This is a genomic window from Pantoea sp. BJ2 (genome assembly GCF_040255075.1).
GTDB lineage: Bacteria > Pseudomonadota > Gammaproteobacteria > Enterobacterales > Enterobacteriaceae > Pantoea > Pantoea leporis.
In genome coordinates this window covers 81,482-106,838 of the sequence record NZ_CP158294.1, presented here as the reverse complement: position 1 = coordinate 106,838, position 25,357 = coordinate 81,482, and the positions used below count along the sequence as shown (strand labels likewise).

28 protein-coding genes are annotated in these 25,357 nt (G+C 57.0%); 3 read left to right on the top strand and 25 right to left on the bottom strand.

From position 1 onward, the window contains the following. The 17 genes from AAF463_RS23855 to AAF463_RS23775 form a co-directional block, all read right to left on the bottom strand. Nucleotides 1-1,362 (bottom strand): conjugal transfer protein TraH, encoded by a 1,362-nt coding sequence (locus tag AAF463_RS23855; RefSeq protein WP_350262712.1) that lies wholly within the window; start codon nt 1,360-1,362, stop codon nt 1-3. After that, entirely contained in the window at nt 1,362-1,937 is a 576-nt protein-coding gene (trbB, locus tag AAF463_RS23850) for a type-F conjugative transfer system pilin assembly thiol-disulfide isomerase TrbB (protein ID WP_350262711.1), read from the bottom strand. Before trbB ends, AAF463_RS23855 begins: the two co-directional genes overlap by 1 nt. Before the next feature lie 2 nt (nt 1,938-1,939). Beyond that, nucleotides 1,940-2,713, bottom strand: a complete 774-nt coding sequence (gene traF / locus AAF463_RS23845; RefSeq protein WP_350262709.1) for a type-F conjugative transfer system pilin assembly protein TraF — start codon at nt 2,711-2,713, stop codon at nt 1,940-1,942. After that, nucleotides 2,710-4,560: a conjugal transfer protein TraN gene (locus AAF463_RS23840; protein ID WP_350262708.1), complete on the bottom strand. Its 1,851-nt coding sequence runs from the start codon at nt 4,558-4,560 to the stop codon at nt 2,710-2,712. The genes traF and AAF463_RS23840 overlap by 4 nt, the downstream gene beginning before the upstream one ends. 53 nt (nt 4,561-4,613) lie before the next feature. Further along, nucleotides 4,614-5,045 (bottom strand): type-F conjugative transfer system pilin assembly protein TrbC, encoded by a 432-nt coding sequence (gene trbC, locus AAF463_RS23835; protein WP_350262707.1) that lies wholly within the window; start codon nt 5,043-5,045, stop codon nt 4,614-4,616. Nucleotides 5,046-5,056: 11 nt separating this feature from the next. Further along, nucleotides 5,057-6,070, bottom strand: a complete 1,014-nt coding sequence (traU, locus tag AAF463_RS23830; protein ID WP_350262706.1) for a conjugal transfer pilus assembly protein TraU — start codon at nt 6,068-6,070, stop codon at nt 5,057-5,059. Nucleotide 6,071: 1 nt separating this feature from the next. Then, a complete protein-coding gene (locus AAF463_RS23825; RefSeq protein ID WP_350262705.1) occupies nt 6,072-6,890 on the bottom strand; it encodes a DsbA family protein in 819 nt (272 codons plus the stop codon). Between the two features lie 11 nt (nt 6,891-6,901). After that, a complete protein-coding gene (gene traW / locus AAF463_RS23820) occupies nt 6,902-7,552 on the bottom strand; it encodes a type-F conjugative transfer system protein TraW (RefSeq protein ID WP_350262704.1) in 651 nt (216 codons plus the stop codon). A gap of 32 nt (nt 7,553-7,584) precedes the next feature. Beyond that, on the bottom strand, nt 7,585-7,941 hold the full coding sequence (locus AAF463_RS23815) for a TrbI F-type domain-containing protein (RefSeq protein WP_350262703.1): 357 nt from the start codon (nt 7,939-7,941) through the stop codon (nt 7,585-7,587). A gap of 94 nt (nt 7,942-8,035) precedes the next feature. Beyond that, nucleotides 8,036-10,642, bottom strand: a complete 2,607-nt coding sequence (gene traC / locus AAF463_RS23810) for a type IV secretion system protein TraC (RefSeq protein WP_350262702.1) — start codon at nt 10,640-10,642, stop codon at nt 8,036-8,038. Nucleotides 10,643-10,649: 7 nt separating this feature from the next. After that, nucleotides 10,650-11,204 carry a type IV conjugative transfer system lipoprotein TraV gene (traV, locus tag AAF463_RS23805; RefSeq protein ID WP_350262701.1) on the bottom strand — a complete coding sequence of 185 codons (555 nt, stop codon included), beginning with the start codon at nt 11,202-11,204 and terminating at the stop codon, nt 10,650-10,652. Next, nucleotides 11,197-11,538, bottom strand: coding sequence for a hypothetical protein (locus AAF463_RS23800; RefSeq protein WP_350262700.1), 342 nt, complete (start codon nt 11,536-11,538; stop codon nt 11,197-11,199). The genes traV and AAF463_RS23800 overlap by 8 nt, the downstream gene beginning before the upstream one ends. Continuing rightward, a complete protein-coding gene (locus tag AAF463_RS23795; RefSeq protein WP_350262699.1) occupies nt 11,535-12,875 on the bottom strand; it encodes a TrbI/VirB10 family protein in 1,341 nt (446 codons plus the stop codon). The genes AAF463_RS23800 and AAF463_RS23795 overlap by 4 nt, the downstream gene beginning before the upstream one ends. Then, entirely contained in the window at nt 12,865-13,590 is a 726-nt protein-coding gene (locus AAF463_RS23790) for a type-F conjugative transfer system secretin TraK (protein WP_350262698.1), read from the bottom strand. The genes AAF463_RS23795 and AAF463_RS23790 overlap by 11 nt, the downstream gene beginning before the upstream one ends. Continuing rightward, nucleotides 13,583-14,155, bottom strand: coding sequence for a TraE/TraK family type IV conjugative transfer system protein (locus AAF463_RS23785; RefSeq protein WP_350262697.1), 573 nt, complete (start codon nt 14,153-14,155; stop codon nt 13,583-13,585). Before AAF463_RS23785 ends, AAF463_RS23790 begins: the two co-directional genes overlap by 8 nt. A 21-nt stretch (nt 14,156-14,176) precedes the next feature. Further along, nucleotides 14,177-14,473, bottom strand: a complete 297-nt coding sequence (gene traL / locus AAF463_RS23780) for a type IV conjugative transfer system protein TraL (protein ID WP_039390254.1) — start codon at nt 14,471-14,473, stop codon at nt 14,177-14,179. A gap of 9 nt (nt 14,474-14,482) precedes the next feature. Continuing rightward, nucleotides 14,483-14,812, bottom strand: a complete 330-nt coding sequence (locus tag AAF463_RS23775) for a type IV conjugative transfer system pilin TraA (RefSeq protein WP_350262696.1) — start codon at nt 14,810-14,812, stop codon at nt 14,483-14,485. A 282-nt stretch (nt 14,813-15,094) separates the two neighbouring features. Here AAF463_RS23775 and AAF463_RS23770 point away from each other — a divergent pair, with 282 nt between their 5' ends. Continuing rightward, the gene (locus AAF463_RS23770; protein ID WP_350262695.1) at nt 15,095-16,423 is read left to right on the top strand and encodes a hypothetical protein; all 1,329 of its coding nucleotides are present in this window, start codon (nt 15,095-15,097) and stop codon (nt 16,421-16,423) included. 44 nt (nt 16,424-16,467) lie between these two features. On the opposite strand, the gene AAF463_RS23765 is transcribed toward AAF463_RS23770, so the two are convergent. After that, a complete protein-coding gene (locus AAF463_RS23765) occupies nt 16,468-16,869 on the bottom strand; it encodes a relaxosome protein TraM (RefSeq protein WP_350262694.1) in 402 nt (133 codons plus the stop codon). A gap of 396 nt (nt 16,870-17,265) precedes the next feature. Between AAF463_RS23765 and AAF463_RS23760 the strand changes: the two genes are divergently transcribed. Next, the gene (locus AAF463_RS23760; RefSeq protein ID WP_350262693.1) at nt 17,266-17,763 is read left to right on the top strand and encodes a lytic transglycosylase domain-containing protein; all 498 of its coding nucleotides are present in this window, start codon (nt 17,266-17,268) and stop codon (nt 17,761-17,763) included. A 257-nt stretch (nt 17,764-18,020) separates the two neighbouring features. On the opposite strand, the gene AAF463_RS23755 is transcribed toward AAF463_RS23760, so the two are convergent. The 6 genes from AAF463_RS23755 to AAF463_RS23730 form a co-directional block, all read right to left on the bottom strand. Continuing rightward, on the bottom strand, nt 18,021-18,875 hold the full coding sequence (locus AAF463_RS23755; RefSeq protein WP_350262692.1) for an LPD29 domain-containing protein: 855 nt from the start codon (nt 18,873-18,875) through the stop codon (nt 18,021-18,023). Between the two features lie 65 nt (nt 18,876-18,940). Beyond that, entirely contained in the window at nt 18,941-19,531 is a 591-nt protein-coding gene (locus AAF463_RS23750) for a hypothetical protein (protein ID WP_350262691.1), read from the bottom strand. A 698-nt stretch (nt 19,532-20,229) separates the two neighbouring features. Further along, a complete protein-coding gene (locus AAF463_RS23745; RefSeq protein ID WP_350262690.1) occupies nt 20,230-20,964 on the bottom strand; it encodes a hypothetical protein in 735 nt (244 codons plus the stop codon). Nucleotides 20,965-21,688: 724 nt separating this feature from the next. Beyond that, entirely contained in the window at nt 21,689-21,892 is a 204-nt protein-coding gene (locus tag AAF463_RS23740) for a hypothetical protein (RefSeq protein ID WP_233988962.1), read from the bottom strand. 119 nt (nt 21,893-22,011) lie between these two features. Next, nucleotides 22,012-22,335, bottom strand: coding sequence for a hypothetical protein (locus AAF463_RS23735; RefSeq protein ID WP_350262689.1), 324 nt, complete (start codon nt 22,333-22,335; stop codon nt 22,012-22,014). Nucleotides 22,336-22,422: 87 nt separating this feature from the next. After that, nucleotides 22,423-22,926 carry a hypothetical protein gene (locus tag AAF463_RS23730; protein WP_350262688.1) on the bottom strand — a complete coding sequence of 168 codons (504 nt, stop codon included), beginning with the start codon at nt 22,924-22,926 and terminating at the stop codon, nt 22,423-22,425. Nucleotides 22,927-23,586: 660 nt separating this feature from the next. On the opposite strand from AAF463_RS23730, the gene AAF463_RS23725 reads away from it, so the two are divergent. Beyond that, nucleotides 23,587-24,795, top strand: coding sequence for an IS256 family transposase (locus tag AAF463_RS23725; protein WP_350262687.1), 1,209 nt, complete (start codon nt 23,587-23,589; stop codon nt 24,793-24,795). A 110-nt stretch (nt 24,796-24,905) separates the two neighbouring features. On the opposite strand, the gene AAF463_RS23720 is transcribed toward AAF463_RS23725, so the two are convergent. Beyond that, nucleotides 24,906-25,271: a hypothetical protein gene (locus AAF463_RS23720; protein WP_350262686.1), complete on the bottom strand. Its 366-nt coding sequence runs from the start codon at nt 25,269-25,271 to the stop codon at nt 24,906-24,908. Between the last annotated feature and the right edge of the window lie 86 nt (nt 25,272-25,357).

The following is a 25,357-nucleotide window of genomic DNA, read 5'->3' as shown; positions in this document are numbered from 1 at the left end:
TTACCCCCCGAACTGATAGTTAGACAGCACGCTGTCGGAGACGGACGAAGAGAGCTGCTGGCGCGTTTCGGACAGGCTGCGGTCGTACTCAGCCAGCCCGTTCTGCTGCACCTGAATGCGCGCGACGCGCTGGCTCAGCTCGTTGCGCACCTGCCGCAGGTTCTCACGAAAGTGCTTGTTCTCTTCTTCGGTATCGAGCGTGCCCGCCGCCCCACTCGCGGCCACGTCGATCAGGCCGTTGATGTAGGACATCACCATGTCGGCCGCGATGTACTCCGCGAGGCTGCTGACCACGCTCTGATCCATGCCCACCGACGCGGAGTCGATGGTGTAGCGCAGGATGCGCACGCGGGTGCTGCTGATCAGCGCCTTTTCATTTTCATTCAGCGCCGTATCGCTGCGGCTCTTGTCGAAAATGTCGTTAAGCATGTCGCGCACCCGGCCGGTCATGCCCTCATCTTCACTCAGGGTCAGGTTTGCAATGGTGGGCGACAGGCAGGTGCTGTTGTCGTTACAGCGGTAAATTTTCTCGGTGCCGCCGTTTAAGAGCGTGTTGAACATCGACTCGCTGCCCCCGCGCGGCTGCAGGAACGTCGGATTGCCGTTCGCGTCATAAATCACCGTACCGACCATCGACATGATGAATTCCTTCAGCGCGCGATCGTTGCTGAAAAACTGGTTGAGCTTCGTGAACGTATCCCACGTCAGGTTGCGGTTGCGCGGGATGCGCTTCTTCTCCTCCTCGGTTGCCTTACTGAACACGCTGTTCGTCTCCCCGCCTACGCCACAGCCCTGACGGGACGCCGCCCAGTCGGAGAACACGTCGTGCTTGGTGCCGAGGTCCTGGCAAATCTGCGAGCTGGCCGCCTGGGTTTTAGGCCACAGGCCGCCGACGATGGACTGCGCGGCCTGACAGGTCGAGATGTTCATGTTGTTGGTGTCCGCCGCGAGCTTCTGCAGGTAGTCCTTCACCGCCTTGCACTGCGGGCAGATGGTTTCAAGCCCGAGGTCAAAGGCGTAGCCGGCGGCGTTGCTCAGGATCTGCTTGCCCATGATTTTGATGCTGTCGCTGTTGATGAAGCTGAACGAACCCAGATAGGCGTCGATGCCGCCGCAGCCCGATTTAATGTCCGGCAGCGTCACCGAAATCAGCTGGATATTGCGCACCGGCGTGCGAATAAACAGGTTGCCGCCGGTCAGGTAGCCCGCCGACTGCCCCTGCCACGCGGCCGCCTGCGTGTAGTTACCGCCGCCGCCCATGTCGTTAAAGAACTTGTTGATGTCGTTCTGCACGTCCGCGCTCGCGGCAGATGAAAATAACAGACCTGTTGCGATACCGGCACTTAACGCAAATTTACTCATCACAGCACCCCCAGGCGCACGGCCAGCGCAAAGGATTCATCCAGGCGCTGCTTCAGCGCCTCCTCACTCATTTCCCCCTGCGACAGCGGGATAGTCACCAGCGACTGCGTGTTAATAATGAAGTCGGTGGGCGTTGCCTGCGGCAGCTCCGCGAAGAAGTCTTTCAGGATGCCGTCGTTAACCGGCATGACCTTCGGAAAAACCGCGTCGCCCTTTCCGTCAAAGCTGTATACAAAGATGCCGATGCCCGTCTGTTCAGAGACTGACTTCAGGGTCGGGTTAAAGCGGTGGCAGTACGGGCAGTCGGAGCGGACAAAGTGCACGATCTGCCAGTGGCCGACGTCCACGCGACGCCCGTCGCTCAGGTGATACCAGACCGGTTTAGCTGCCGGTGCCTGCAGCTGTGCAGCGGGCGTATCAGCGGTCGGCGCGCTTTTTTCCGGCGTGCTTTCCGGCTGTGCCGGCGCATCCGCGCCCACCTTTGCCTGCTCCAGGCGGGCTATGTCGTCAATCGTGCTGGCCGTGGCCAGCACCGGCGCGAGCATCAGCAGTACAGCAAAGAGTCTTGAAATCATGGTTAATCCTCGGGCTGGAAGTCGGTAACGATGTTGAGCATGCGTCTGGCCAGGTCGTCCTGGGTGATAAAGCCGTAGGCCAGTGGCTGGTATTTCTTCGTGCGCGGCTCAACCAGGTAGATGGCCGGAAAGTGTTCGATTTTCATCTTCTGCGCCTGACCGGCGTTCTTCCGGGTGTCCGGCAGGTCGGGGCTTGCCCGCCCGTCCACGGTGACGGGGATAACGGTGAGGCCGTACTGCTCGCTGAACTCTTTCACCACGCCGCCGAGCCGGTTATCCAGAGGCTCGTTGCCGCGATAAAAGAAGAAAACGCCGTAACGCTGGTTCACGTACCGGATAGCCGCCTGCTGCTTCTGGCGCTGTTCGGTGTACTGGATATTGGCGGTGCCATTGTAGAACGGGTGCTTCAGGCTGTAGTCGAGCTCGGGATTCTCCAGCAGCACCTTCTCCCAGCGTGAAGCGAACATGCTCGCCTGATTCACCATCCAGTCCTGCACGATTTTGTAGCGCCGGATGTTCTCAGAGGAGGGGTGCAGCATCGCCTCGTTCATCAGGTTGTCGCGAAACGCCTGCAGGCGCTTCATCTTCTGCGTGGGCGTCTCCTGCGGCGGCGCGGCGGGTTGCGCCGGCTGCTCCTCTTCTTCCTTTTTGACCGGCTCGTTGTACCAGTACCAGCCGACCGCCGGATCGTAGTTGTAGCCGTCGGGCTTTTTTTCCTCTGCCGCGTGCAGCGGTAATACCGCCAGCAGCAGCGCGAGGCCGATGAGTTTTCTCACGGTTGATCTCCTGACTTAAGGCTGTTCTGGATGTCGGACTGAATGCGCTGCGTCAGCGCGTCTTCGTCGGGCAGCTTCACGTTAGTGTTGAGGTCGTCATAGAAGTCGCTGAAGTCGATACGATCGAATTTGATGCCCTGCAGCTCGCTGATTTTTATTCCCCGGCAGTCGGGGCTACTGGCGGAACTGAAGCTGATATGCAGCTGATCGCGGCGGCCCTGCTCCTGCACGATGCGCGCGAGCTTGCTGTCAAATACGCAGTAGCCTTCTTTCTTCTGCAGGCACACGCCGAGCACCTTGCGCGAACAGTAAGAGCCGACCTTCACGACCAGCTTTTTCTCCTTGCCGGTGCCGATTTCCTTTTCCTCGGTGTTGCACTGCGCAAGCCCTGCATCCTGCCCCCAGCCGCCGCTCTTGCAGCAGTTGCTGAAGCCCGCCGCGCTCTGCCTGCAGGACATCCCCTTACCGGTAAAAGCGGTGACAGAGTTGGGGTCGATGCCGTTGACGTCCTCTCCGTAGGCGGCAAGCGCGGCCAGCTGCGAGACGGCCTGCTCAAAGTTCTGGTTTTCACCCGCCTGCATCGCGCTGCAGCTGCCGTCCGAGCAGTAGAACTCCGAGCCGCAGATATAGCCGGTGCTTTTCACGGTGTGTGCGCACTGCCAGGTCAGCTTGCTGTAGACGCAGAAGTTGCCGATTTTCTGCGTGCAGGTGCGGGTGCCTTCGCTGCAGTTCGGGTTGTCGATGTATGCCTGGCAGGTGTTGGTGTCGTCTTCATAGAGATTCCACTGCGTGGTGTAGCCCCAGCAGTCGCTGTAGAGGCTGTAGGCCTGCCCGCCAACGGTAACTGACCGGGTGCCGCCCGGGTCGCTGCAGACCTCGCTCATTTTCACCGCGTCCCCCATGTCGGCAGGGCAGCTGCTGGTCCACTCGATGTCGGCTTTAACGGTGTCGCGTACCGCCTGCATAGGAAACGTCATGCGAAAAACGTTTGTACCGCTGGCAATATTGCGCATGATCCCGTCTCGTGCACTTTCGTAGTGACCGTCCGTGTCGTAATGCAGCTGCAGGGTTATCACCTGCCCTTTGGTGACCTGCTGAGGTGAGATACTCATCGTGCCGCTGTTATTAATTTTCAGTTTGAACTGCTGGCCGAATGCCCGGATGGAATAGCCCAGGCGATCGCCGTGCCAGCCTGGTGCTTTGGGGTAAAGCAGCTCCCATGTGCCACTGCTGATGGTGCCGTCTTCCGGAACAATAAAGTTGTAAATCATCCAGTAGTCGGCACCTTTCTGGCCGGTAACATTGCGCGCATCCAGCACGAGCTGCGTGTTGACTGTTTCACGCCCCCCGGTGGTCACGATGGTGGCTTTACGCGTGCAGGACTGCGTCAGGCTGTTTGCCAGCTCGCAGGCGTGCGTGGTCCAGGTGGTTTTGTTCAGCTCCTGCGCCACGCACTGGCTGCCGTTCACACCCGTAATGGCGTTGGCGTTTTCGCGGATTTCATCGCTGTACTTCATCATGTCCGAGTCGTAGCTGAGCTTGTCCGCCGGGTTGTTCACGTAGGACTCGCGCGCCGCCTGGCCAAGGTCCGATTCGGTAAGTTCTTTCTGCCCCTGCACATCAATATTGCTCGATGTCTGCGTCGGGTCGCTGTAGAGGTCGCGCTGCGGCGCGTCTGAGCTGTAGTTGTCGAAATAGCTGTTCGGGTCTGCACTGGTTGTGCCGTCAGCGGATTTGCCGGCGTTGATGCCTTCCTGGTTGGAAGCGTCCATTGACGCCGCCAGGGCACTGGCTGACAGACAGGTCAGCAGCAGCCCCTGCAGCAGGGATCGGGTTGCTAATTTCATCAGGGTGTCCGGTAAGGTGAGAAGAGTGGCCCGCCGCAGCGGGCAGTTTCTGGTCAGGGCCTGTTATGGCAGTCGCCGCGCTGGTTAATCATGTCCAGCGCCTGATTCAGCGCGAGGTTGCCGTACACGATGTCAAAGTGGTCGCCACACTTCTTCACCAGCGCCGGAACCTGCTTCACGCCGTAGCGCTCAAAGCGCACCGGGTCTATCTGCACCCCGCGCACTTTGTAGGTGGTGATCAGGTTCAGCATGTACTTTGCGGTCTGATCCATGTTGTCGTTGATAAGCCCCCGGAAGTAGACGGGGATGTTTTTCGCCTCCGCCGACTTCATCAGCAGCGCCAGCTCCTTGTCGGGCAGGGAGGACGACAGAAAGTAGGCCGTTTCGTTTTCTGTGCTGCTTACCTGAGTGCCGTCACCCGCCAGTGCAGACAGGCTTACGCTCAGGCAGGTGCTGCAAAGCAGCGCCGCATTCAGTCGTTTCATGTTTTCCTCGCTTACATCACGCAGTTACGCTTTTTCCAGATGAGGTAGCCGTAGTTCTTCTTGCTGGTCGACATCTCCTTGCCCGTCTGCCACAGCATGACGTTGCGCCCCAGCGGGTGGCAGGACGCCACGTCCGGTATGGTGTTCACTATCTGATAGCGGTAGCGGCTTTTCGGCAGGATCACCGACGGGTACTCGTAGCAGACCGCCACGTCATACGGCACGGTATCGAGGATGAGCCCCTCGCGGTGCAGCTTGAAGTCCATGCGCTCCGAGAGCAGCACCGAACTGTTGAGCCCGCTCGATTCGTTCACGATGTTGCCCGTAAACGGATACATCGAGCCGTGTGAGCCGGCGCACCAGAACAGCGCGTCAATCGGACGACTCACGCCGGAGGCCACGGCGTCGGCCGCGCAGGCCATCTGCGCAATCGGGTTAGCGAACAGCATGACTTCGGGGTTCAGGAACAGCGCAAGGTTGTCGTTCTGCCAGGTCGGGTCCAGCTCCGACAGATAGCCGATGTCGTACTCGCCGCCCTGCAGGCACATCTCAGAAGTGATGATGCTGAGCCAGGAAATCAGCGGGTATTTGTACCAGTGAACGTGATAGAAGGTGCCGGGATGCTCGTTCGCCGTTTTGGTGCCGACGCCGGTGCCGGTGTTGGGGATGTTGATGTTAAAGCCCCCCATGTTCACCATGCAGCCCGGTGAGCGCGTGACGTCCGTCATCGCAAACGGCTCCCAGTAGCCCACCGCAACGCCCATGCGCTCAAAGATAGGCGGCGGCACGGGACAGAACTGAATGGGCGAGGCGGGATTGTCGGTATCGGGAAGCGTACCTGCCGACACCTGCACGCTGCCCACGCTCATCGGGAATATGCACTCCCAGCAGACGTCGGTGATGGGGTTCACCCATCGCCCTTCGCAGGTCAGGGACGTATTGCCGTTGCTGCCACCGGAGTCGGCGGCCCATGCGGGCTGACAGACCCAGACCGCGAGCACCAGTAAAGCCGTGCGCCAGACCATGTCAGCCCCCTTTTTTCACGCCGCCGCGCGCTTTTTCCACCGCCGCCTGCAGCGCCTGGAGGTCGGTCGCTCCCGGGATGACGCTGACGTTCTCAGCGGTGGCGCCCGTCACCGGCATAACGAAGAAGGCCGGCGTACCCTGAATCCCCAGGCGTTTAGCAAGCGCGTTATTGGCTTCAAGCGGCGCCCCCATCGCCTCCACGTCCGCTTTCGGCGAGGAGGTGATCCCCGCTTTAACCGCCGCGTCGCGGATGTCGGCATCAAGCAGCTTGCCCTCGTTGTGGCCGGTGGCGTACAGCGCGGCGTGATAGCGGTGGTACGCCTCTGCACCACCTGCCTTATAAATGGACAATCCGACTTTTGCCGCCTGTACCGACGCGGGCCAGCGGCTGCCGAAAATGGGCCACTCTTTATAGATGAAGCGCACGTCCGGATTCCGGCTGATGAACTGCTCAACGGTCGGGGCAACCTTCGCGCAGTAGATGCACTGGTAGTCAAAGAACTGAATGACCGCGACGTCGCCCTTCGGGTGCAGCACCGGCGACGTCGGATCGTTCAGCAGCGCGTCCTGATCCTCAAGCGCAGCGGTAGCGGCCGACGCCATCTGTTTGTTCTGTGCCTGCGCCTGCAGCTTCTGGCTCATTTCAATCAGAATTTCCGGGTGTGCGCGCAGATAGTCCGCCGCGACTTCACCGATCTGCTGCTTCTGTGAGTCACTGAATGCACCCGCAGCGCCTGCAGTTTTGGCGGCGGTCGTATCTGCGGTGGCATAGCCGGTCAGGCTCAGCGTCAGGGCGGCGGTAAGGAATAACGTTTTCATGTCTGGCTCCGTTAGCGGTCGGGAAGACCGAATTCAGTAATAAGGAAGAGTTTCTGACCCGGCGCCTGCTTCACTTCCGCAGGCACCTGCGTAATGCCGAATTTTTTTGTGATGCTGCCGGTCTGGTCGAAGTAGACCCGACTGCCGAGAGCGTTTGCGCCGTCGCGCACGTTGCCGTTAACCAGAATGACGCGGGAGGTCGTCGTGCGCGGCACCTGCTGCTTTACCCAGGCAATCTGGCGTTCGTCGTCGGCATCGATGAAGTAAAGCGTTTCGTCAAACACCGGAATGACGTCAAAGGGGTTCACCTTCTGCCCTTTGTGCGCGAACACCACGCCATTCTGGTCGGCGATGTCGCGCTGCACGGTGAAAGAGGGATCAAACAGGCGGCTGCGGGTTTCGCGCGCGGTAGAGAGTCCTTCCACCGGCGGCGGCCGCATTGCCTGCTCTTCGGCTTTCTCCCGCATCTCCTGCTCTATCTGTTCCTGCGATTTGCCGGCGAAGTGTTGCTCCAGATTCTTCTTCAGCACGGCGATCAGGTTGTGCTCGCGGATGTCCCAGGTATCGCCAAAGGTGCCGATTTCTGCGGCGGCGGCCTGCAGGCCGAGGGTGGCGAACAGCGCGCCGGCGGCAAGGCGCGCCAGCGGAGTAACGTATTTCATCGGGAGGCTCCCGTTGGGGTGATCGGACAGGGTTACTGCGGAGGGTTACCGGCTTTCATCAGCTCGGCGAGGCGCGCCTGAATCTCCGGCGTGGCGTCCGGCAGGCCGGTGACGACGGCAGGGCTCACCAGAATGGCCGCACCGTGTTCGCTGGCATATTCCGCTGTAGCGGTGGTGACGCTGCGGTCAAAGCGCGTAAGCAGCGCCTTGCGCTGGTCGTCGGTCAGGTCAAGCTTCGCGGTCTGGCGGATAAGCGCGTTGGTCGTGCCCTTCATGTCAAAGGTGACCAGCGCCGGCGGCTTCAGCCAGAGATACCATGCGCCCGCGCAAAGGCCGACGCTGAGCAGCATGGACGTGGCAATGCAGGTCACTGTTTGTTTTAAGTCCATTCCAGACTCCTTTGCAGGGAAAATTAATAGGCCAGGGCAAAAAACACCAAGGCGAAAATGCCCACCATGACCGTGCTTAAAATGATGTAGTTTTTCAAAGTTGCATCTCCCGCAGCATGTGAATGATGTCGCGCTTATGCGCGTCGTTGTGGGCCATCTCAAACAGGATGTCCTTGATGTCTGCGCCCTCGCCCAGACGCCGCTCGCGATAGGTAAAATCCTCACCTTTAGAGGAAAACAGCCCGTCGCTCAGCGGATCGAGAATGAGGCGGTGGAAGCTGGAGAACTCGCCCACGCTCAGCAGGAACGAGCTGTAGCGCGCCTTTTTCGCCGGTGGAAACTTCCTTATCATCTCCCACTCCAGCTCGTTAAACGCGTGCGGCTCCTCCTTCTGGAAGGTGGTGAACGACTTGGCGTCCTGCATACAGGTGAACTTGAACGAGCTGTTGTCATAGGCCGCAAGCGCCGCCGTGGACAGGTTTTTATCGCGAATTGCCTGCGTAACCGTGCCGTACGAGCCGTTGTGGCGGCGGGCGGTGCGGTAGCCCTCCTCAATGAAGTCCTTGATTTTGGTGCTGGACCCGCCGAGCAGCTTCCAGCCTTCATCGATGATGTTCATCTTCCGCAGGCTTCGGGGCGTGGTGTACATCATGTTCTCGTTCCAGATCATGATGGTGAACAGAATGGCCGACAGCAGGTCCTGCTGCTTGCGCAGGTCACCGAGTTCGGTGACCACGAACTGCAGGCCGGGCTTCAGGGTCGGTTCGGAGGAGTTAAAGAACTTTCCGTAGATGCCGCCTGTGCTGTACTTGCCGAGCAGCGTGGTGATTTCGTCAATGCGCCCGCCGATAAGGGAAGAGTGCTCGCGGGTGACCGCGCCCTGCTGTTTTTTCAGGTACTCGATAACGTGGTCAATGCGCATGTCCTGCTGATACGTCGGCCACGATTCGGTGATGGCTTCAAGGATCAGGGATTCGTGCACCTCGTCCAGCAGGCCATTGGGGCTCGCCAGAATGCACAGCTGATCGCGAATACGTTCGGCCGCGAGCGTAATGTCCGTGACGTTCGCAAACGGGTTAAAGCGCAGCGACTCACCGTTGATGTAGGTGCCGCCGAGGCTGCTGCAGGCCGCCTTGTAGGAGTCACCGATGTCCTGTACCGCCACCGTGCCGCCTTTATCCAGCACCGATCGCGCGATGGAGTTCGCCAGCACCGACTTGCCCGCGCCCGAGGTGCCGGACATGAACCAGTTAAAGTTGGTGTTCGGCAGGCTTTCATCGAACACGTCGATAAAGGCAACCTGGTTGCGGTAGCTCGGGATAAGAATGCCCGAGGCGCACAGCTTGTTGTCGCCGATGACCGGCATCAGGTTCACCGCGTGAAACGACTCCGAGCGCTGAATGCCGCCCGTCTTGCGGCAGTCGGCGCGCAGCTTTTTATTCACCATCGCAAAGGGCAGCGTGGCCATCAGGTTGCGCAGCTGCATAAAGTCGGCGCGCACGAAGCGCAGGCCCTGCGCGGCAAAGGCGTTGCGCGTCTTTTCGGTGTAGCGCGACGTCAGGTCATCGTCGTCCGGGCAGAACAGCGTAATGCCGTAGAAGTAGCTCGTGAGCGACGTCTGGTTCGACAGCAGGCGCGTGCGGGCGTCTTTCCACTCGGCGTGCTGGCGCGTGGTGGACGGAATGTACTTGGCGTAACTGGTGTTCACGCGGGAGTCCAGCGCCAGAAAGCGGCTGTTGGCCTCACCCTGGCTTTTCATCTGCTCTTCGGTGGTCAGCACCATTGTGCAGATAAACGGGCAGGGAATGCCGTTGGTCGGCGACATCAGGTCCTGAATAATGTTGCCGTTCTGCCACAGGAAGTGATCCTGCGGGTTATTGTCGAGGTTCAGATTCACCATGCGCGCAACAAACGGCTTGTTCTTGGCGTCGCTGCCCTCAACGCGGATATGTGAGGGCTTCACCCGCCACGAGGTGGTGCGGTCCACAAACTGCGTGCTGAGGTCAGCCGCCGGATCGTACTCGCTGGCGTAGCGCTCCAGACGCGCCGGATCGTGGTTAAAGAATTCGCGCAGCACGCTGCTGAACTCCGTCACGCCGATGGCGTGAGACCAGATGTCGGCGGCGTTAAGGGCGTTCAGCAGGTTACGGCGCACGTCCCGCACGCGCACCATGTCGGTTTCGGAGAGATTTTTAACCGGCATGCCCCAGATAAAGAACAGCCGGTAATCGCGCAGGGTCAGCGGGTGGTCAAGCCCGTTGCTGTAGGTATAGCGCGCCCCGTTCAGAAAGAAGCGCGCGGTGACGTCGTTGCATTCGTCCGCGCGGTGCCCCTTCCAGGCAAAGTTTTTCAGCCCCTGCTCTACCTGCTCTTTCACCGCCCGGGTGGAAACCAGCATCACCTGCAGCGGGATATCGCGGGGCGCCACGTCGCGCAGCAGGTACTCCAGGCTTTCGGCCAGCTTCTCGTTGGCGCCAGTCAGCGGCTGTGATTCCACCACGAAGCCCACCGACTCCTTGTTCACCCAGATCTGGCTTTCACTGTCGTAGTCCCGGTAAGGCAGCAGGTCGCGGATATGCGGGTAGTCCATGTCCTGCAGCTTCTGGCGCGTCTCGTTCGTGGTATCGCGCTCCCCGAGAATACCCGCCACCGTATCCACCACGTTCAGCGGGTCAAAGCGGAAGTCTTTGAAAAATTTCATGCGGACCTCACATCAGAATGCCGCTCCAGTCGCCGTGACTGGAGACGCTGTAAATGACCTCGCCCATGTGGACGTTGTTGTCAGGGGAGACGTAGGGCGCTATCCAGATGCGCGCTACGCCGTCGGGACGGCGGAACGCGGCAGCGGGTTCGGGGAAGCAGTGCGCCGCGCTGCAGTACGCGGTCTGGTTTGCCGTCGTGCGCAGCACGCCGTTTTCACGGGTGAACGGGCGGACCTCGCCGGATGACGCCACGCGCACCGCAAAGCCGTCGTTCAGGCCGCTGCGCCGCGCCTGCGCGTCGGTCTGCGGGTCCAGGCGAATGGTGCCGGTATCAATCAGGCGATAGTCGTCCAGACGGAGGCCCGCGCCGGTGAAGCCGCCTGCGTCCGGTGCGGCTGACGGGGCGTTACTGCTGCTGCCGGCGGACATATCGTCGGCCTGCGACATCCAGACGCCGGAGTCTTTCGCCGGCTTGTCGAACTCAAAGTCGCCGTTCATGCCCGCGCAGCCGCTCAGAACCAGCGCCAGCGCGCAGACGGATAAAGCATGTGATTTAATCATGGGGCTCTCCGTTGAGATCAGATATTTCGGTAAAGTCGATATAGAGGTCGCCGTTTTTGCTGCTGGTCCCGAGCCGGGACAGCATGCTCAGTGCAAAGGCGTCGCCCGGGGCAACTTCCAGCAGGCGGCGCAGCGTCTCCCCGAACAGCGCGACGTAACCGTCGTCGGGAATGCGCCCGGGCTTGCAGTAGAGCTTTTTTACGCTGAAGCCCAGCGCCTGAAGCCCCGGAATGCGCGCGTCGGCATCGCGCCCGAAGCAGCTCACCGTCCGGTCGGTAAACACCATCCAGCCACAGTGCTCGGCGTGACGAAGCCGGATGTTTCCGACCATCATTGCGCCACGCCCTGCGGGGTCATGCTCCTCGCCTGACCGCCGTTTGTCGGGGTCACAAAGTCATTCACGTTAAGGCGGGTCGCGTCGCCAAGCTTGCCCACCAGATCCGGCGGCAGGCCGCTGTTGCCCTGCTCGCGCGTCTGCGTGTCCTGCTGCTGCGTGCCGTTTCGCTTCTCTTCCTTCGCGAGCTTCAGAGCCTCTTCATCTTCGATAAACTTCGCGCGGAACCCTTCGATAAACACCACCTCCACGCGGTTCGCCGCGCCAATCGGAATGATCGGGTGATACTGTTCGGCCCGCTCGATGTAGTAGTCGGCCAGCTTGTCAGCCGCCTTGCCCACGCCGCCGCCCACGGCGCCGCGCGCCACGTCACCTGCGCTGAGCGTGCTGGTTGCGCCGATGCCGGTCACCGTCTGCCCGACCTGCGACGCGCTCTGACCGAGGCCGCCCAGCGCCCCGGCGGTGTACGCCAGCCCGAGGATTTTGCCGTTGCGCATTACCGGCACGCCCTTGATGCCGTTTTTGCCGTAGAAAGCGACGTGTCCCTTCACTGCCTGATCAACGTGCTTGCCGTCGATGATGCAGGAGAGACGCTGGAGCTGAACGATGGCGCGCTCGCTGGAGATGTCGCCGTAGGCCGCAGCCGTCACAAAGCAGTTATCAAGCTGCACCATTTTTTTGTTGCCCGGCATGTGCGCCCTGCCCTTGAGCTTGAACTGCATCGGCACAAGGTTGTTCTCGCCGCGCACTGAGGCGTTGGCATCAGCCCCCTCGATGACGATGGCGTCAGAGAAGGTGCCGGTGGGGACCCAGAACGAGGTGTCTTTTGCTTTTGGCTCAAACTGCGAGTAGTCAAACGTCTGGTTGTCGATTTGCCCCGCCTGCACCGGTGCGGGCGCAAAGGCATATTCCGTGCGCGGCGGCGTCTGACCGGCAGGAGGCGCTTTTTGCTGGTTCTGCTGATTTTTCAGCTGCTCCATCAGGTCGCCAACGTTCTGCTGCAGGGACTTGTTGTTGTTCATCACGTCCGACATCTGGTCTTTCAGTGACTTAAAGTCTTTCTGCATCGCGGTAAGCTGCTCCCGCGCTTCCTTCTCGCGGTTCTGCGCGCTGACCAGTAGCGAACCCTGCCCCGAGCCGTCAAACGTTCTCACCACGCCCCCGCCGGTAAGATCCGGCTCGGCCGCAGCCTTATCGGGCTTGCCTGCTTTATTCATTGCATGACCGGACGCGCTCTTGTTGGCCAGATACAGGCCGCCAATAATCACGGCGGCGGCGGCCAGAATGATGGCAAACAGCCGGCGCTGCTTGCTGCGGACCAGGCTGTTAAGGTTCATCCGGGCCTCCTTTCGTGCGGAACACCGTCACGACGGAAACCTTCGCCCCCGGCTCCAGCACGTCGAGCTGTGGATGAAACGCCACCGCCATCACGCCCGGGCTCCAGAAATAGCGCTCGCTCAGGCGGATACGCTGCGGGGAGAGACTCGTAATGTCGGTGCGCACGATCCGCACGCGGTCGCCCTGCCAGGCGGTCACCGGGCGCAGCGCAAACGCACTTTTCACCGACTCGCTCACCGGCACGTCGGTGTTTTTACTCAGCACGTAGCCCGCAGGCTTGCGGTTGGTGATGAAGCGTCCGACCAGGCCACTGATAAGCGCGCTGTAGGTGTCCTGCTTCTGCTCGTAATTCCGCGCCTCCTCCGTGCCCTTCACCTCGAGGTTGTCCACCATCAGGCTCAGCCCCGCGCGCTTGCCGGGCGTCGCCTGCACGGAGAAGGCGAAGCCGGACGCGGTCTGCACGAACAGGGTGAACGGCTTGTCGGTCACGGTAGAAAACACAACCGCGCCTTCCGGCGTCGGGGATTTGGCGCTCAGCACCCCCTGCGCCGCCTGCACGCTGAGGATGCGATCGTTGTTCACGCGCAGGTAGTTCGGGTTGGTGTTGCTGACTGCCGCGTTGACGCGGGCACCGGGGTTAAGCGTCAGCTGTTCGGCGCGGGCGCCGAAGGCGGTCAGCAGCGCCACGGCGCTGATTAGCAGGGATTTACGCATCGGGAACCTCCAGGAAAGCGCTCCAGCAGAGTCGGTTGTTACGGGTGTCGGTGCGCAGGCGGTAGTGTTTCTTCACCGGCTTTGCGTCGTGCAGGCCATAGCTCAGCTGCAGATCGCCTGACACATCGACGATGCCCCTGTCCGTCCAGACGCTGACGTCATTCGGGTAAAACACCGAGCCGCCGCTGTTTCCCTTCACGCGCGAGGCTTCGTCAGCCAGCACGCCTTTCAGGGATTTCTCCGCGCCGTCGCAGGCGCCGGCCAGCAGCATTTCGTGGCTCGCGTCGGCGTTGCTGTCAGAAATGTTGAGTCGCAGGTTCATCCACGCCAGGGCCATCAGGCGCAGGTAGCGGGCATCACCGCGCTCGCCGGTAAAGCTGAACGGCGTGTCCGCGCCGTAGGGAATAACAATGGTCTGTCGGTTGTTGACAAGCTGATTCATCAGCGCCCGGTTATCGCCGTAGATGCGCCAGCAGAGCGCCAGCGCAAGGATAGAGATAACGAGCAGCACCAGAATAGCCACGGCCATATTGCGGTTTCCCGCCGAACGCAGCTTTAATTCCATGTTGTCTCCGGAGGGGGGAGGTCAGGCGACCCAGTGCCGTTTGTAGCTGTCAGGCAGGATGCTGATAAAGAAGCGCATCACTGAGGTGGGCAGGCACCAGTACGCCAGATTGAGAAGATACTGAGAACCCCGGCCTTTCTTGAGGTGACGAATTCCAACCACGGCGGCTAAGAGCGTGGGGCCAAAAATCCACATGTTGAGAAAAATTGCCAGCAGTGCCAGTGGCACGTACAGACAGAATTCATCAGGTGGCAGCCCCACGAACCGCTTTTGCTCGGAAAACGTAGCCGCAAAGGTATACCGGTCACGTTTATCCATAAGCGCGCGTTAAGCCGGGATGATGCCGAAGGCGACGTTGATGAACACCATGACAGCAGCGATGCCGCCGAACATGGCCAGATTTTTGGTTTTTACGTAGGTAAATACGGCAGCGATGATTTCCAGAATATAGAGAATCCACACAACTGTACTTCCTGAACCAAACGTATCATTAATCGTCTGTTTTCCGTTTGCGAACAGGTCATCCGCGTGGGCTGGCATAGCAGCAGCGGCTACGATCGCCATTCCGATGAACAGTGCTGGCTTGTTTACTTTATTCCACGCTACCGCCCCTGCCTTGCGGCAGTAATTTAAACACGAAGAGAGAGTGCCCTTCATAGGATTTTTCCTCAGTTAGGGATATAATGAGCAGTCGGTTGAACTATCGTTTGTTGCTGCCTGTATGGCTTTAAGTCACATTTCTGACTTGCTGGTTATTCCTCCTTTACAAATTTTTAGGCTTGCTATAGATGCTTACGGTTTCTTAACCGGCTGACATTTTTTACGCTTCCGGATCGTACACTTCAATTTAAGTTATTGATCTTACTGATCAATTTCATTTATCGTTATGGTGAGCATTTTCGCTTGTGCCGATAACTGACTGAATGGAAATGAAAAATCATGGCTGATACCGTCGATTTGGTAGTTCTCGTCGCCGATCCGGCGGGCTTTGCAGCTGAGATTTTTAGGGCAAATCATGAGGAGATCTTATCTGAACTGCTTAAGGATGCCCTTCTTCATTACAGGCGGGACCCGGGCTGGTTTGAGGTAACCTTCAGGGGAAACCGGTTTTTTACCTGCCAGCTCGTGACCATTCCGCTGCTCGCCTTTATTAAAAAACGCGTCCCGGCGAGGCAGCTGCAGGCGGCGGCAGAAAAGACACTCGCGCAGATAAGACAGTATTCAGATATGAATGACCCGGCGGCCTGGATAATGGTGAACGCGGATTATTTCACTCCCCTTCCCCGTCCCGGGGTGAATCTCTGGCACGCCCGTAAAGTAAAGAATGCCCTTGAAAAGGCGATATTTACCGAAACCGGAGAAATAACAGAGCAGGTAACGAAGTCTGCGCCGGCGGGAATAAATGCTGCGCCTCAGATAAAAAAAGAAAGCGCCCCTGAAAAAACGACCGGGAGAAAAAATGGACCCGATGCTGATAAAGTCATGGAGCGCGTTATGCTTGGCTGGCGCGTAAAAGACATCTGTAAAGAACAGAGCTGTTCTGAAGCCTACGTCTACAATCTCATTAAAAAGCGCAAAGGAAGCTCTGCGATGGATTACCGCTGGAAACAGTGGGAGCTCATTTCCGGCATGTATCATGCAGAACCAAAAATGACGCTGGAAGAGATTGAAAAAGCCTGCGGGGTATCCCGAGCGGTTATTTATCACGCAATTAAAAAAATAGCCGAACGCGACGGAATAGAAATTAAACCCCGCGAGCACGAAAGAAAGCTGACGCCCGGTGACGTTGAGGCAATAAAATTTAAGTTAAGTCAGGGAGTGCTCAGAAAAGATATTCTGACGGCGTACAGCATTACGAACGACACGCTCATTAAGTATGTGGGCACGCATGAAGATTACAGGGTTATACCAGAGGAATTAAAGGAATATGCGGTCAGACTGCGCGTGCAGGGTAAAACGCTGCAGGAGACCGCCGATATACTTGGCGTGACGGTCGCAACCGTAAAACGCGCATGGAGCAAAAAGAAATATTCGTCTGAAATCAAAGAAAAGCGCGTAAAATATGATAACCGCAACGTGCTGTCTAAACGTGACCGCGATCAGGCGGTGAATGCCGTGATACACGACGGGCATACAAGAAAGCAAATATATACTCAGTATGGAATAAATGCACTGACGCTGCGTCGTTATATCCGTGATGCACTGAAGAGAGAGGCAGAAGTATTGAGGGAAGATAACACTGAAAAGGATGGGCAAGAGAAGCTATAACCAAAAAGCCTGATTTACTTATGCAGATATCAGGCTTTTATCAATTATTTAAAATACTCCTGTAATTTACCCGCAACGCGTTCATTGACAGCTTTCACCCATTCGGGATTAAGAACCATTTCGTTTTTAATAATTCTGGCAGGATCAACGATCTCCTTCTGAATACCAAATATAGCGTCAGTGATAAAACCGCTCACCAGCACGTTCTTGGCGATGAACTCCAGTTTCTGATCAAGCGTCTTTTCTGAAGCATCTTTGTTTATTCTATTTTCATAAACACGAAGACCAAGCTTAAACATTTCCATAACGAACGCTGACCGGTTCGCCGTATCGCGAGACTCACCGTCTTCAAGCTTTTTATCAACGTGGGCATCAATCTTTTCCAGCAGTGAAAAAGGAATGGTAAGATTAACCCGGTTACGTTTACCTGAATTGTCTTCACTCATATTTTTTTGCCTCACTGAGTTTTATTACTACCAAAAAACAGCACATCGGACCAGCTGGCTTTTCTGATTTACAGCAGAGTTTTTTAGGTAACCATCAGGTGACAACGCCCCAAAAATCAAGTAACTATGTGGAAACCATCAAGCCTAAATCAATTGTAACTTACTGATTAAAATTGGACTAACCATTTAGTTACTTATTTATACCCTTTTAGGTTCCATAAAGTTACCAGATGGTAAATGCAACACAGCATAAATTTTCTACGATTTTCAGCTAAATCACTGATAATAAATACATAAACATGCAAAAATAAATTTGCGAGTGGTGTGTAAAATCCCAACTCTTATGATATTATTTAACCTTACTCCCTCCCCGAACTTTTCAAATCAGGAGCCGCAATGCGTTTATTTACTCACGCTGCAGCCCTGCTGGCGACAGGTATTTTCTCCGCCAGCGTAAATGCGGACTGTTTTATTAAAGCTGGTGAATGGTATTCCATCGATCCGGATTACCTGCGAGCAATCGCCTGGCAGGAATCACGCTATAATCCGGGAGCCGTAAATACCAATCTTTCAAGGGATGGGAAACCCGGCAGCAGCGATTACGGCATCATGCAGATTAACACTGTCACGATGCGCAGATTACAGAAGGAATACCCCGGACTCAGCAAAGAAAAACTACTCTCCGATCCGTGCCTGAATATTTACATCGGGGCGATGCTGCTGCGGCGTAACTTTAATCAGTACGGCACAACGTGGCTGGCAGTGGGTATGTATAACGCAGGAATGAAGAATATTCCGGTGACGATCAAAAATCGCTATAACTATGCCATGCTCATCGACGGGCATTATAAAAGCATTAAGGCCGGTAAAACCCCCCGCGTCCCTGTCGGCTGAGTTAGCAGTATTTCATAATCATTATGGCGAAACGTTATTTTTGGTCTGCGCGACCTTATAATTTCAGAAAACACCGAACGACATGCGCAGAATTGCCCGTAACGGTCCAATGCCGGAAAAGGGCAAACCGGGAGCCGCAATATAATTTCACCATTCTTTATGCTAAAGGCGCATTACCAGATTTATCTCGCTGAAACAGTGATATCTTCGTTAGAGAGTTTACGGTTAAAAAAAGGAGTCTTTCGGCCCCTTCCAACTTACGCAGCAGTGACCGCGAGTATCTTATTTATTTCGCCCTGGATGCCATACCCGTGACCAAAATAATCTGGCCGAATTCGATACAGGTCACCAGAATTGAACCGGGCTACAGAAACATCTTCATTAGCTAGCAAGTGATCATACTTAATTTTAAGTATCCCGATAGCCTGTTGTTTCATCGCGTCCGAATAATCCCGATCGGTGAAGACATAGCCCACGCCTCCGTAAACCTGATTGAATGCTGATGAACATGAAACAGACATATCCTGCATACCGTCAAAATAACTGTCACGGTATTTACTGGTAATCTCTTTTACCTGCTCTTCCGTCGGACCATCCGTCCAGTTTACACTGACACTGTCATAACTGCGTTTACGCACGGAGAATTTAACGCCCGGGAATTTAGCCTTCAGTTCTTTTCGAATATTTCCCGTCACCTGCACCGCGCCCTTTTTATCCTGCGACAATGCGGCGTATTCCGAAGCTGATTTCATTCGCAGGCATTCATCCCTGAATTGCTGTTCTTCGCGTTCTTTCTCACGGTGTTTACGGCGTTCTTCGTCCTCGGCTTGCTGAAGGATGTGCGCCACTTCTTCCTTGCGTTTTATTTCTTCGCATATGCGCCACTGACTGTCGTGTAAAATGCACTCAGGCAGAGCCCGAGATATATGACCGCTTTCAAAAGCAATATCAAACGTGGCATTTCCTCCATAGGACACGACGCCTGAAAGCGAACGCACAGACCACGATTTCTGCTCCCCGTGAATGGCACATACCACACCCCGACCAAGATTATAAAGATTTGTGCTGACAACCTGACCGATAACCACTGCCTGCGCATTGTGCATTTTCATTTTTAGTTTTCCTTAAATCATTTGAGACGAAAAAGCAGCCCGCCTTGACAGGCCGCGCAACGTTTTCAGAAGGGGATATTGTTCAGGGTGGTATCACCGGCACCGGCAGTTACCTGATTTTCAGTAGCCGGGTACAGGGGGGGTTCCAGTGTGATGATCCCGCGTGCGACGTCGCTTGCCTTGTAGAGGTCGAGTCCTGCCGCCATCGCCGCGTCAAAGTTATCGAGACACTCCCGCACTTCCTCCCTCAGCACCTCTGCGGCCCGGCGAATATACTCCCGGCGCACTTCCTGCCATGAATCCGTGCGGTAAAAAATCTGGCCACGGCTGGCAATCAGGTAACGCCCGGCGGCCTTTTCGCCCAAGTCGTACAGCGCCGTCATGCCTTTGCCTGAACTCGCCAGTCGCGGCAACGCGGTATTTCCGGCAGCTATCAGCGCTATGACATCCGTTTCATCGAGCAGCAGCACGTCCGCGCCATAGCTGCCGTTTCGCGCCGGGTAGTGCTTCCCCTCTGACGGCGTGACTTTTTCGCCGTTTTCGCCTGTGACGTGCCAGCGCGTGCGCAGATCGTTTGCACTGACGCAGATTTTTGGGCCGTTAACCCATGTTTTGGAAGCTTCTGAAGCGGCGACGTTGACGTTTTGTGTGTGCATGCTGGTTCTCCTGTCAGGTGGTTAATTCATGTTTCGGTTAGTTCCTCGCGGCAAAGGGCTGAGAAGCAACGGCAGGCAGCAGATACAAGGGCGCCGCAGGCGTGCACTTCACCCTTGTATCTGATGAATGACGGTGCTTTGATTCGCCCGCCGCGTGGGACGTACCGCAACATGACCACCGCGCCGGCGATGAGCATGCACACACCCGACCGCAATGCGGGCGGCCTCAGCGGCCACGTCTTTTTGTGGCCAGTGAACGCGCCGGCGCCAGCCGGCTGCTGGGGTTGGCCTGGCGGTTGCCATCAGACCCTCGCCGGCAGGCACGAACCCCGGAGGGATTCGGCGGAGCTTACCGGCTCAGCCGGTCAGCGCAGTGGGGCTGACGACCCGGCAACGCCGGGGAGCCGGAGGGGGCCATCAGGCTGTTTATACTTTTGACCTTCATGGAAATGAGACCGCAGAAGCAGCTGCAACACAGCAGCAGAAGAGAGAGCCGCAGGAAGCAGGGAGAGAAGACCGCGAGACAGCGTCCCGGAGAGAGAAAGCGCAGGCGAAGGGAGATGGCCGGTGCGTCAGCACCGGTTACTTCCTGCCCTCCGGGCCGCCCGTTTTTCAGGCGGTGCCTGCAACCGGCTCAGACGTCACTGATATGCAGGCCTTTAAAAGCCCCTTTTGGGGCTTCAGGTTCAAAGCTGTTTTCAGGCGACCGGCGCTTTCCACTCCAGCTTATCTGCCGTCGTCATTAACACCGCTCTTTCCTGATCGTCTTTGATAAAAATTTTGCCTGGAATAAAGCTGGCTGTTTGATCTTCACTCTCGGTATCGCTGTCCTGATAAATTTTTTCCGGCTCATGAGAGTCCCACTTATCCTCAAGCCAGGCCTTTGCTGCAATTTCTATTGCTTCAGCCACCGTCCGCGCCCGCCCCAAACATATAGTGTGCACTTCCTGCTGAGTTTCATATTCGTGTTCATCAAACGGATAGCGCATTTCACCGTATGCAAACACGCCATAAGGCTTTTCCTTTTCGATTTCGACAGCAATACAACGCTTACGCGCAGCTTCTGCATCGCTTTTATAAATGCTGAGCTCTGCCAGGGCTGCCGGGTGAATTCTGCGCCACTCGTGATCACCCAGCTCCAACGCCAGCGCTTCGACAGAAAGCACCATGTCATACACAACAGGAGAATTAATTGCGCCTGCCTCAATGAGGTTTTTAACAATATTTGCGGCATCGCATGGACTGAAAAACCGTTCTTCCGTCCAGTAGTCCCCATCTATCTGCTCTAACGAGCGGTGCATCAGCAGATCCCCTTCAATTTTAGCCAGTTCAGTCAGCAAACTGTCTTTGCGTTCAAGCCAGCGTGCCCGGGGTGTTTTTAACCATGTTTTGGGAGATTCTGGCGTGGCGGTGTTGAGGTTATGTGTGTTCATGGCAGTTCTCCTGTGCGTGTGAGGTTTCATGTTTCGGTCGATCCAGTCGCGGCAAAGGGCTGAGAAGCACCGGCAGGCGGCAGTTACCAGGGCGCCAAAGGCGTGCATTTCACCCTGGTAACTGACGAATGACTGTGCTTCGATTTGCCCTCCGCGCCTGGAATGACCGGAACAGCCTCACCTGACGGGAAAGCGGGCATGAACACACCCCGGACGGCGGCTTTATGCCGGTCCGGTCCTCAGCGGCCACGTCTTTTTGTGGCCAGTGAACGCGCCGGCGCAGCCGGCTGCAGGGGTTGACCTTGCCGTTGCCATCAGACCCCAGCCGGCAGGCCCGAAACGGCGCTTTTGCCGGTTCGGCGGAGCTTACCGGCTCTGCCGGTTAGCGCAGTGGGGCTGACGACCCGGCAACGCCGGGGAGCCGGAGGGGGCCAGAGGGCTGTTTATGCTTTTGACCTTCAGGAAGAGGAAGCCGGTGAAGCAGCTGCAGAACAACAGCAGAAGAGAGAACAGCAGGAAGCAGAGAGAGAAGACCGTGAGACAGCGTCCCGCAGAGAGAAAGCGCAGGCGAAGGGTGATGACTGGTGCGTCAGCACCGGTTTTCCCCGGCCCGCAGGGCCGCCCGCTTTTCCGGCGATGGCCGATGCAGGCACAAATCCCCTTATCTGATTGCAGGCATAAAAAAGCCCCTTTCGGGGCTAATATCGTTTGCAGTAATACGCTGTCAGTGTCCGAGCGCCTTCATGGCAAGCACCGTTACCGTTGCCACCGCACCAATCATGCCGCTGGCAATCGCCACCGGATACCAGAACGTTTCGCGCGTCAGCTTGCCCGCCTCTGCGTTGAGCTTCTGCGTTTCTGCCATCAGCTTGGCAATTTCTGCGTTAATTTTGTTGGTGTTCAGCTCGTTCATATCCGTTGCCGACATGTATTTTCCCCTTTCGGGCAGGATCGCAGCCTTTCTGCATCCTGCTGTCATTATATCCCGCAGGCCTCACGTACACCATGCCAGCGGATGAATTTTAATCAGAACAGCGGCCTGCTCAGTCAGCTCTGCTGCCAGCGGTTAGTTATCATGCCCGGCATCAGTCGATAGCCCACGTCGTACTCCAGCACCGCGACCGGCCACCTGTCCCGCATATAGATGCGCAGCCCTTCCGGCTCGTCGGTCGGCTCGTTAATGACGCTGCACATGCCCAGTTCTTCCCACGGTACGGCACTAAATCCGGCAAACGTGCCTGCTTTGCATATCCAGCCGTAGAGATCCATAAACTGCGCGGGCGTCAGATTGTCAGGCTCCGGCGCGGAGGCGGTCACCGCAGGGACGTTTACAACCGCATTTGCGTGTGCGAGGATGCGTATATCAGACATAAAGTTTTCTCCTTCGTGTTTTGATGCTGGCCGAAACGTGTTGCTGCACGTTCCGACCGTTAAGAGAGCAGGCTCAGGCCTGCTTTTTTAATGCGCGCTATTTCCCGCCATTGCCAGCACGGCACCCAGCACCAGATCCGCGTGTTTCTTCGACGCACAGTCGCGACACTCAAAATAGCGCCCGCGAATGTGCGCAAAAATGTGCGTCACCCTGCCTGAATACATTTCGCTGCACTTGAACGTTTCGCCTGCGGGCGTTGATTTCCAGTCCAGCGGCGGCAGCACGGTCAGCTGATCGATCCAGCGCGCTTCGGTGATTTCTTCCCACGGCCTGAAAAGGCGCGTACAGAACAGGGCATCGGCCTCGGATTCAGTCATCAGCGCTATATCGCCGTACTGCATCTGCAATTCTTCCAGCGTTTCAAAGTTGAACAGCGCCACGACGCTCCCGTCTTTAAGCGTAATCGCCTGGCTGAACACCGCTCCCGTATCGATGCGCACAAATACCAGGCTGTCAGCCGGTTTGCCCTGGCCGTTAACCCATGTTTTGGAAGATTCTGAAGCGGCGACGTTGACGTTTTGTGTGTGCATGCTGGTTCTCCTGTCAGGTGGTTAATTCATGTTTCGGTTAGTTCCTCGCGGCAAAGGGCTGAGAAGCAACGGCAGGCAGCAGATACAGGGGCGCCGCAGGCGTTCACTTCACCCTTGTATCTGATGAATGACGGTGCTTTGATTCGCCCGCCGCGTGGGACGTACCGCAACATGACCACCGCGCTAGCGATGAGCATGCACACACCCGACCGCAACGCGGGCGGCCTCAGCGGCCACGTCCTTTTGTGGCCAGTGAACGCGCCGGCGCAGCCGGCTGCAGGGGTTGACCTTACCGTTGCCATCAGACCCCAGCCGACAGGCCCGAAACGGCGCTTTTGCCGGTTCGGCGGAGCTTACCGGCGCAGCCGGTTAGCGCAGTAGGGCTGACGACCCGGCCACGCCGGGGAGCCGGAGGGGGCCTGCAGGCTGTTTATGCTTTTGACCTTCAGGAAGAGGAAGCCGGAGAAGCAGCTGCAGCACAGCAGAAGGATTAACAGCAGTAGGATTAACAGCAGCAGGAAGCAGAGAAAGAAGACCGAGAAACAGCGTTCCGGAGAGAGAAAGCGCAGGCGAAGGGAGAGAGCCGGTGAGCCTGTAATTTAAATTGTGTAATTGCCTGTTTTTGATATGTTCCCGACATCACGGAGACAGGTAATTATTATGGATGAACAAAAACTCAAAGCCCTTGCTGCCGAACTGGCAAAGGGCCTCAAAACGGAAGCTGACCTCAATCAGTTTTCACGCATGCTTACGAAGCTTACCGTCGAAGCCGCGCTCGGTGCAGAGCTCACTGAGCACCTCGGGCACGAAAAAAACCAGCCCAAAAAAGGCAGTAACGCCCGCAACGGCTACTCCGCTAAAACGCTGCTCAGCGATGATGGCAAAGTCGAAATCAACACGCCACGCGATCGCGAAGGCACCTTTGAGCCGCTACTTATCCGTAAAAACCAGACGCGCATTACCCAGATGGACCGGCAAATCCTCTCGCTCTACGCCAAAGGCATGACCACGCGGGAAATCGTTGCGACATTCAAAGAGATGTACGACGCTGACGTGTCGCCCACACTGATATCGAAGGTGACGGATGCGGTTCAGGAGCAGGTCACCGAGTGGCAGAACCGCCCGCTCGACTCGCTGTATCCTATTGTTTACCTTGACTGTATCGTAGTGAAAGTCCGTCAGGACGGCAGCGTCATAAACAAATCCGTTTTCCTGGCGCTCGGCATCAATGCCGAAGGCCACAAGGAACTGCTGGGCATGTGGATAGCGGAAAACGAGGGGGCGAAGTTCTGGCTGAGCGTGCTGACAGAGCTTAAAAATCGTGGTCTGGAAGACATTCTCATCGCCTGCGTTGATGGCCTGAAAGGCTTCCCGGACGCGATAAACAGCGTGTACCCCCAGACGCGCGTGCAGCTGTGCGTGGTGCATATGATCCGCAACAGCCTGAAATACGTCACGTGGAAAGACTACAAAGCCGTCACGCGTGATCTGAAGGCGATTTACCGCGCCCCAACGGAAGAAGGCGGCCTTGCGGCGCTGGATGCGTTCGCTAAATCCTGGGATGAACGTTATCCGCAAATCAGTAAAAGCTGGCGGGCTCACTGGGTGAACCTGAGCACGTTGTTCGCTTATCCGGAAGATATCCGCCGTGCGATTTACACGACGAACGCCATCGAATCGTTGAACAGCGTGATCAGACAGGCGATCAAAAAACGGAAGGTGTTCCCGACGGATGAGTCAGTGCGAAAGGTGATCTGGCTGGCAACGGAAGCGGCGGCGGCGAAATGGACAATGCCGATCATCAACTGGCGGCTGGCGATGAGCCGCTTTATTATCGAATACGGTGACCGCCTGAGCGGCCACCTTTAAGGGTGGGCAGTTACACAGAATTATTTACAGGGTCGCCCGCAGGGCCGCCCGCTTTTAGTACGCGACCTTAAACAGCTGCAGGGCCGCTGCCAGCCCCGCGCTTACTGCTTTTACCCTTCTTCCAGCTCGGCCTGATAATGCATCTCCGCCGTACTGACCAGCGACGCAAACGTCACCTCCCCGCGCGTTATGCCCTCCTGTTCACACAGGTGCATCAGGTTAGCGACAAGATCCTGCACGGACGTGTAAGCTTCGTCTCCTCTCCCGTCTAATCCGGTACGTCTTGCAAGAATCCATAATGCCTCAGCGGCAACCGTTGCCCGGTCGGTGTTACCCCATATACGCGCCGGTCGCTGTGTGCCTGCGGCAAGTACAGCAATTTCTTCGATAACGTCCATTCGCACCGGCTCGCTCGTCACGTTTAGTTCCTGATTTACTGTCTGGTTACCCGGTGTTAAAGTTTGCGCTGTAGACACATTGATCTCCTGTTCTGTGGTCAGTGTTTCTCTGATGCCCCGGCTTCGTCGTAGATATCAGGGGCAGAATCTGGCAGGGCTGACGC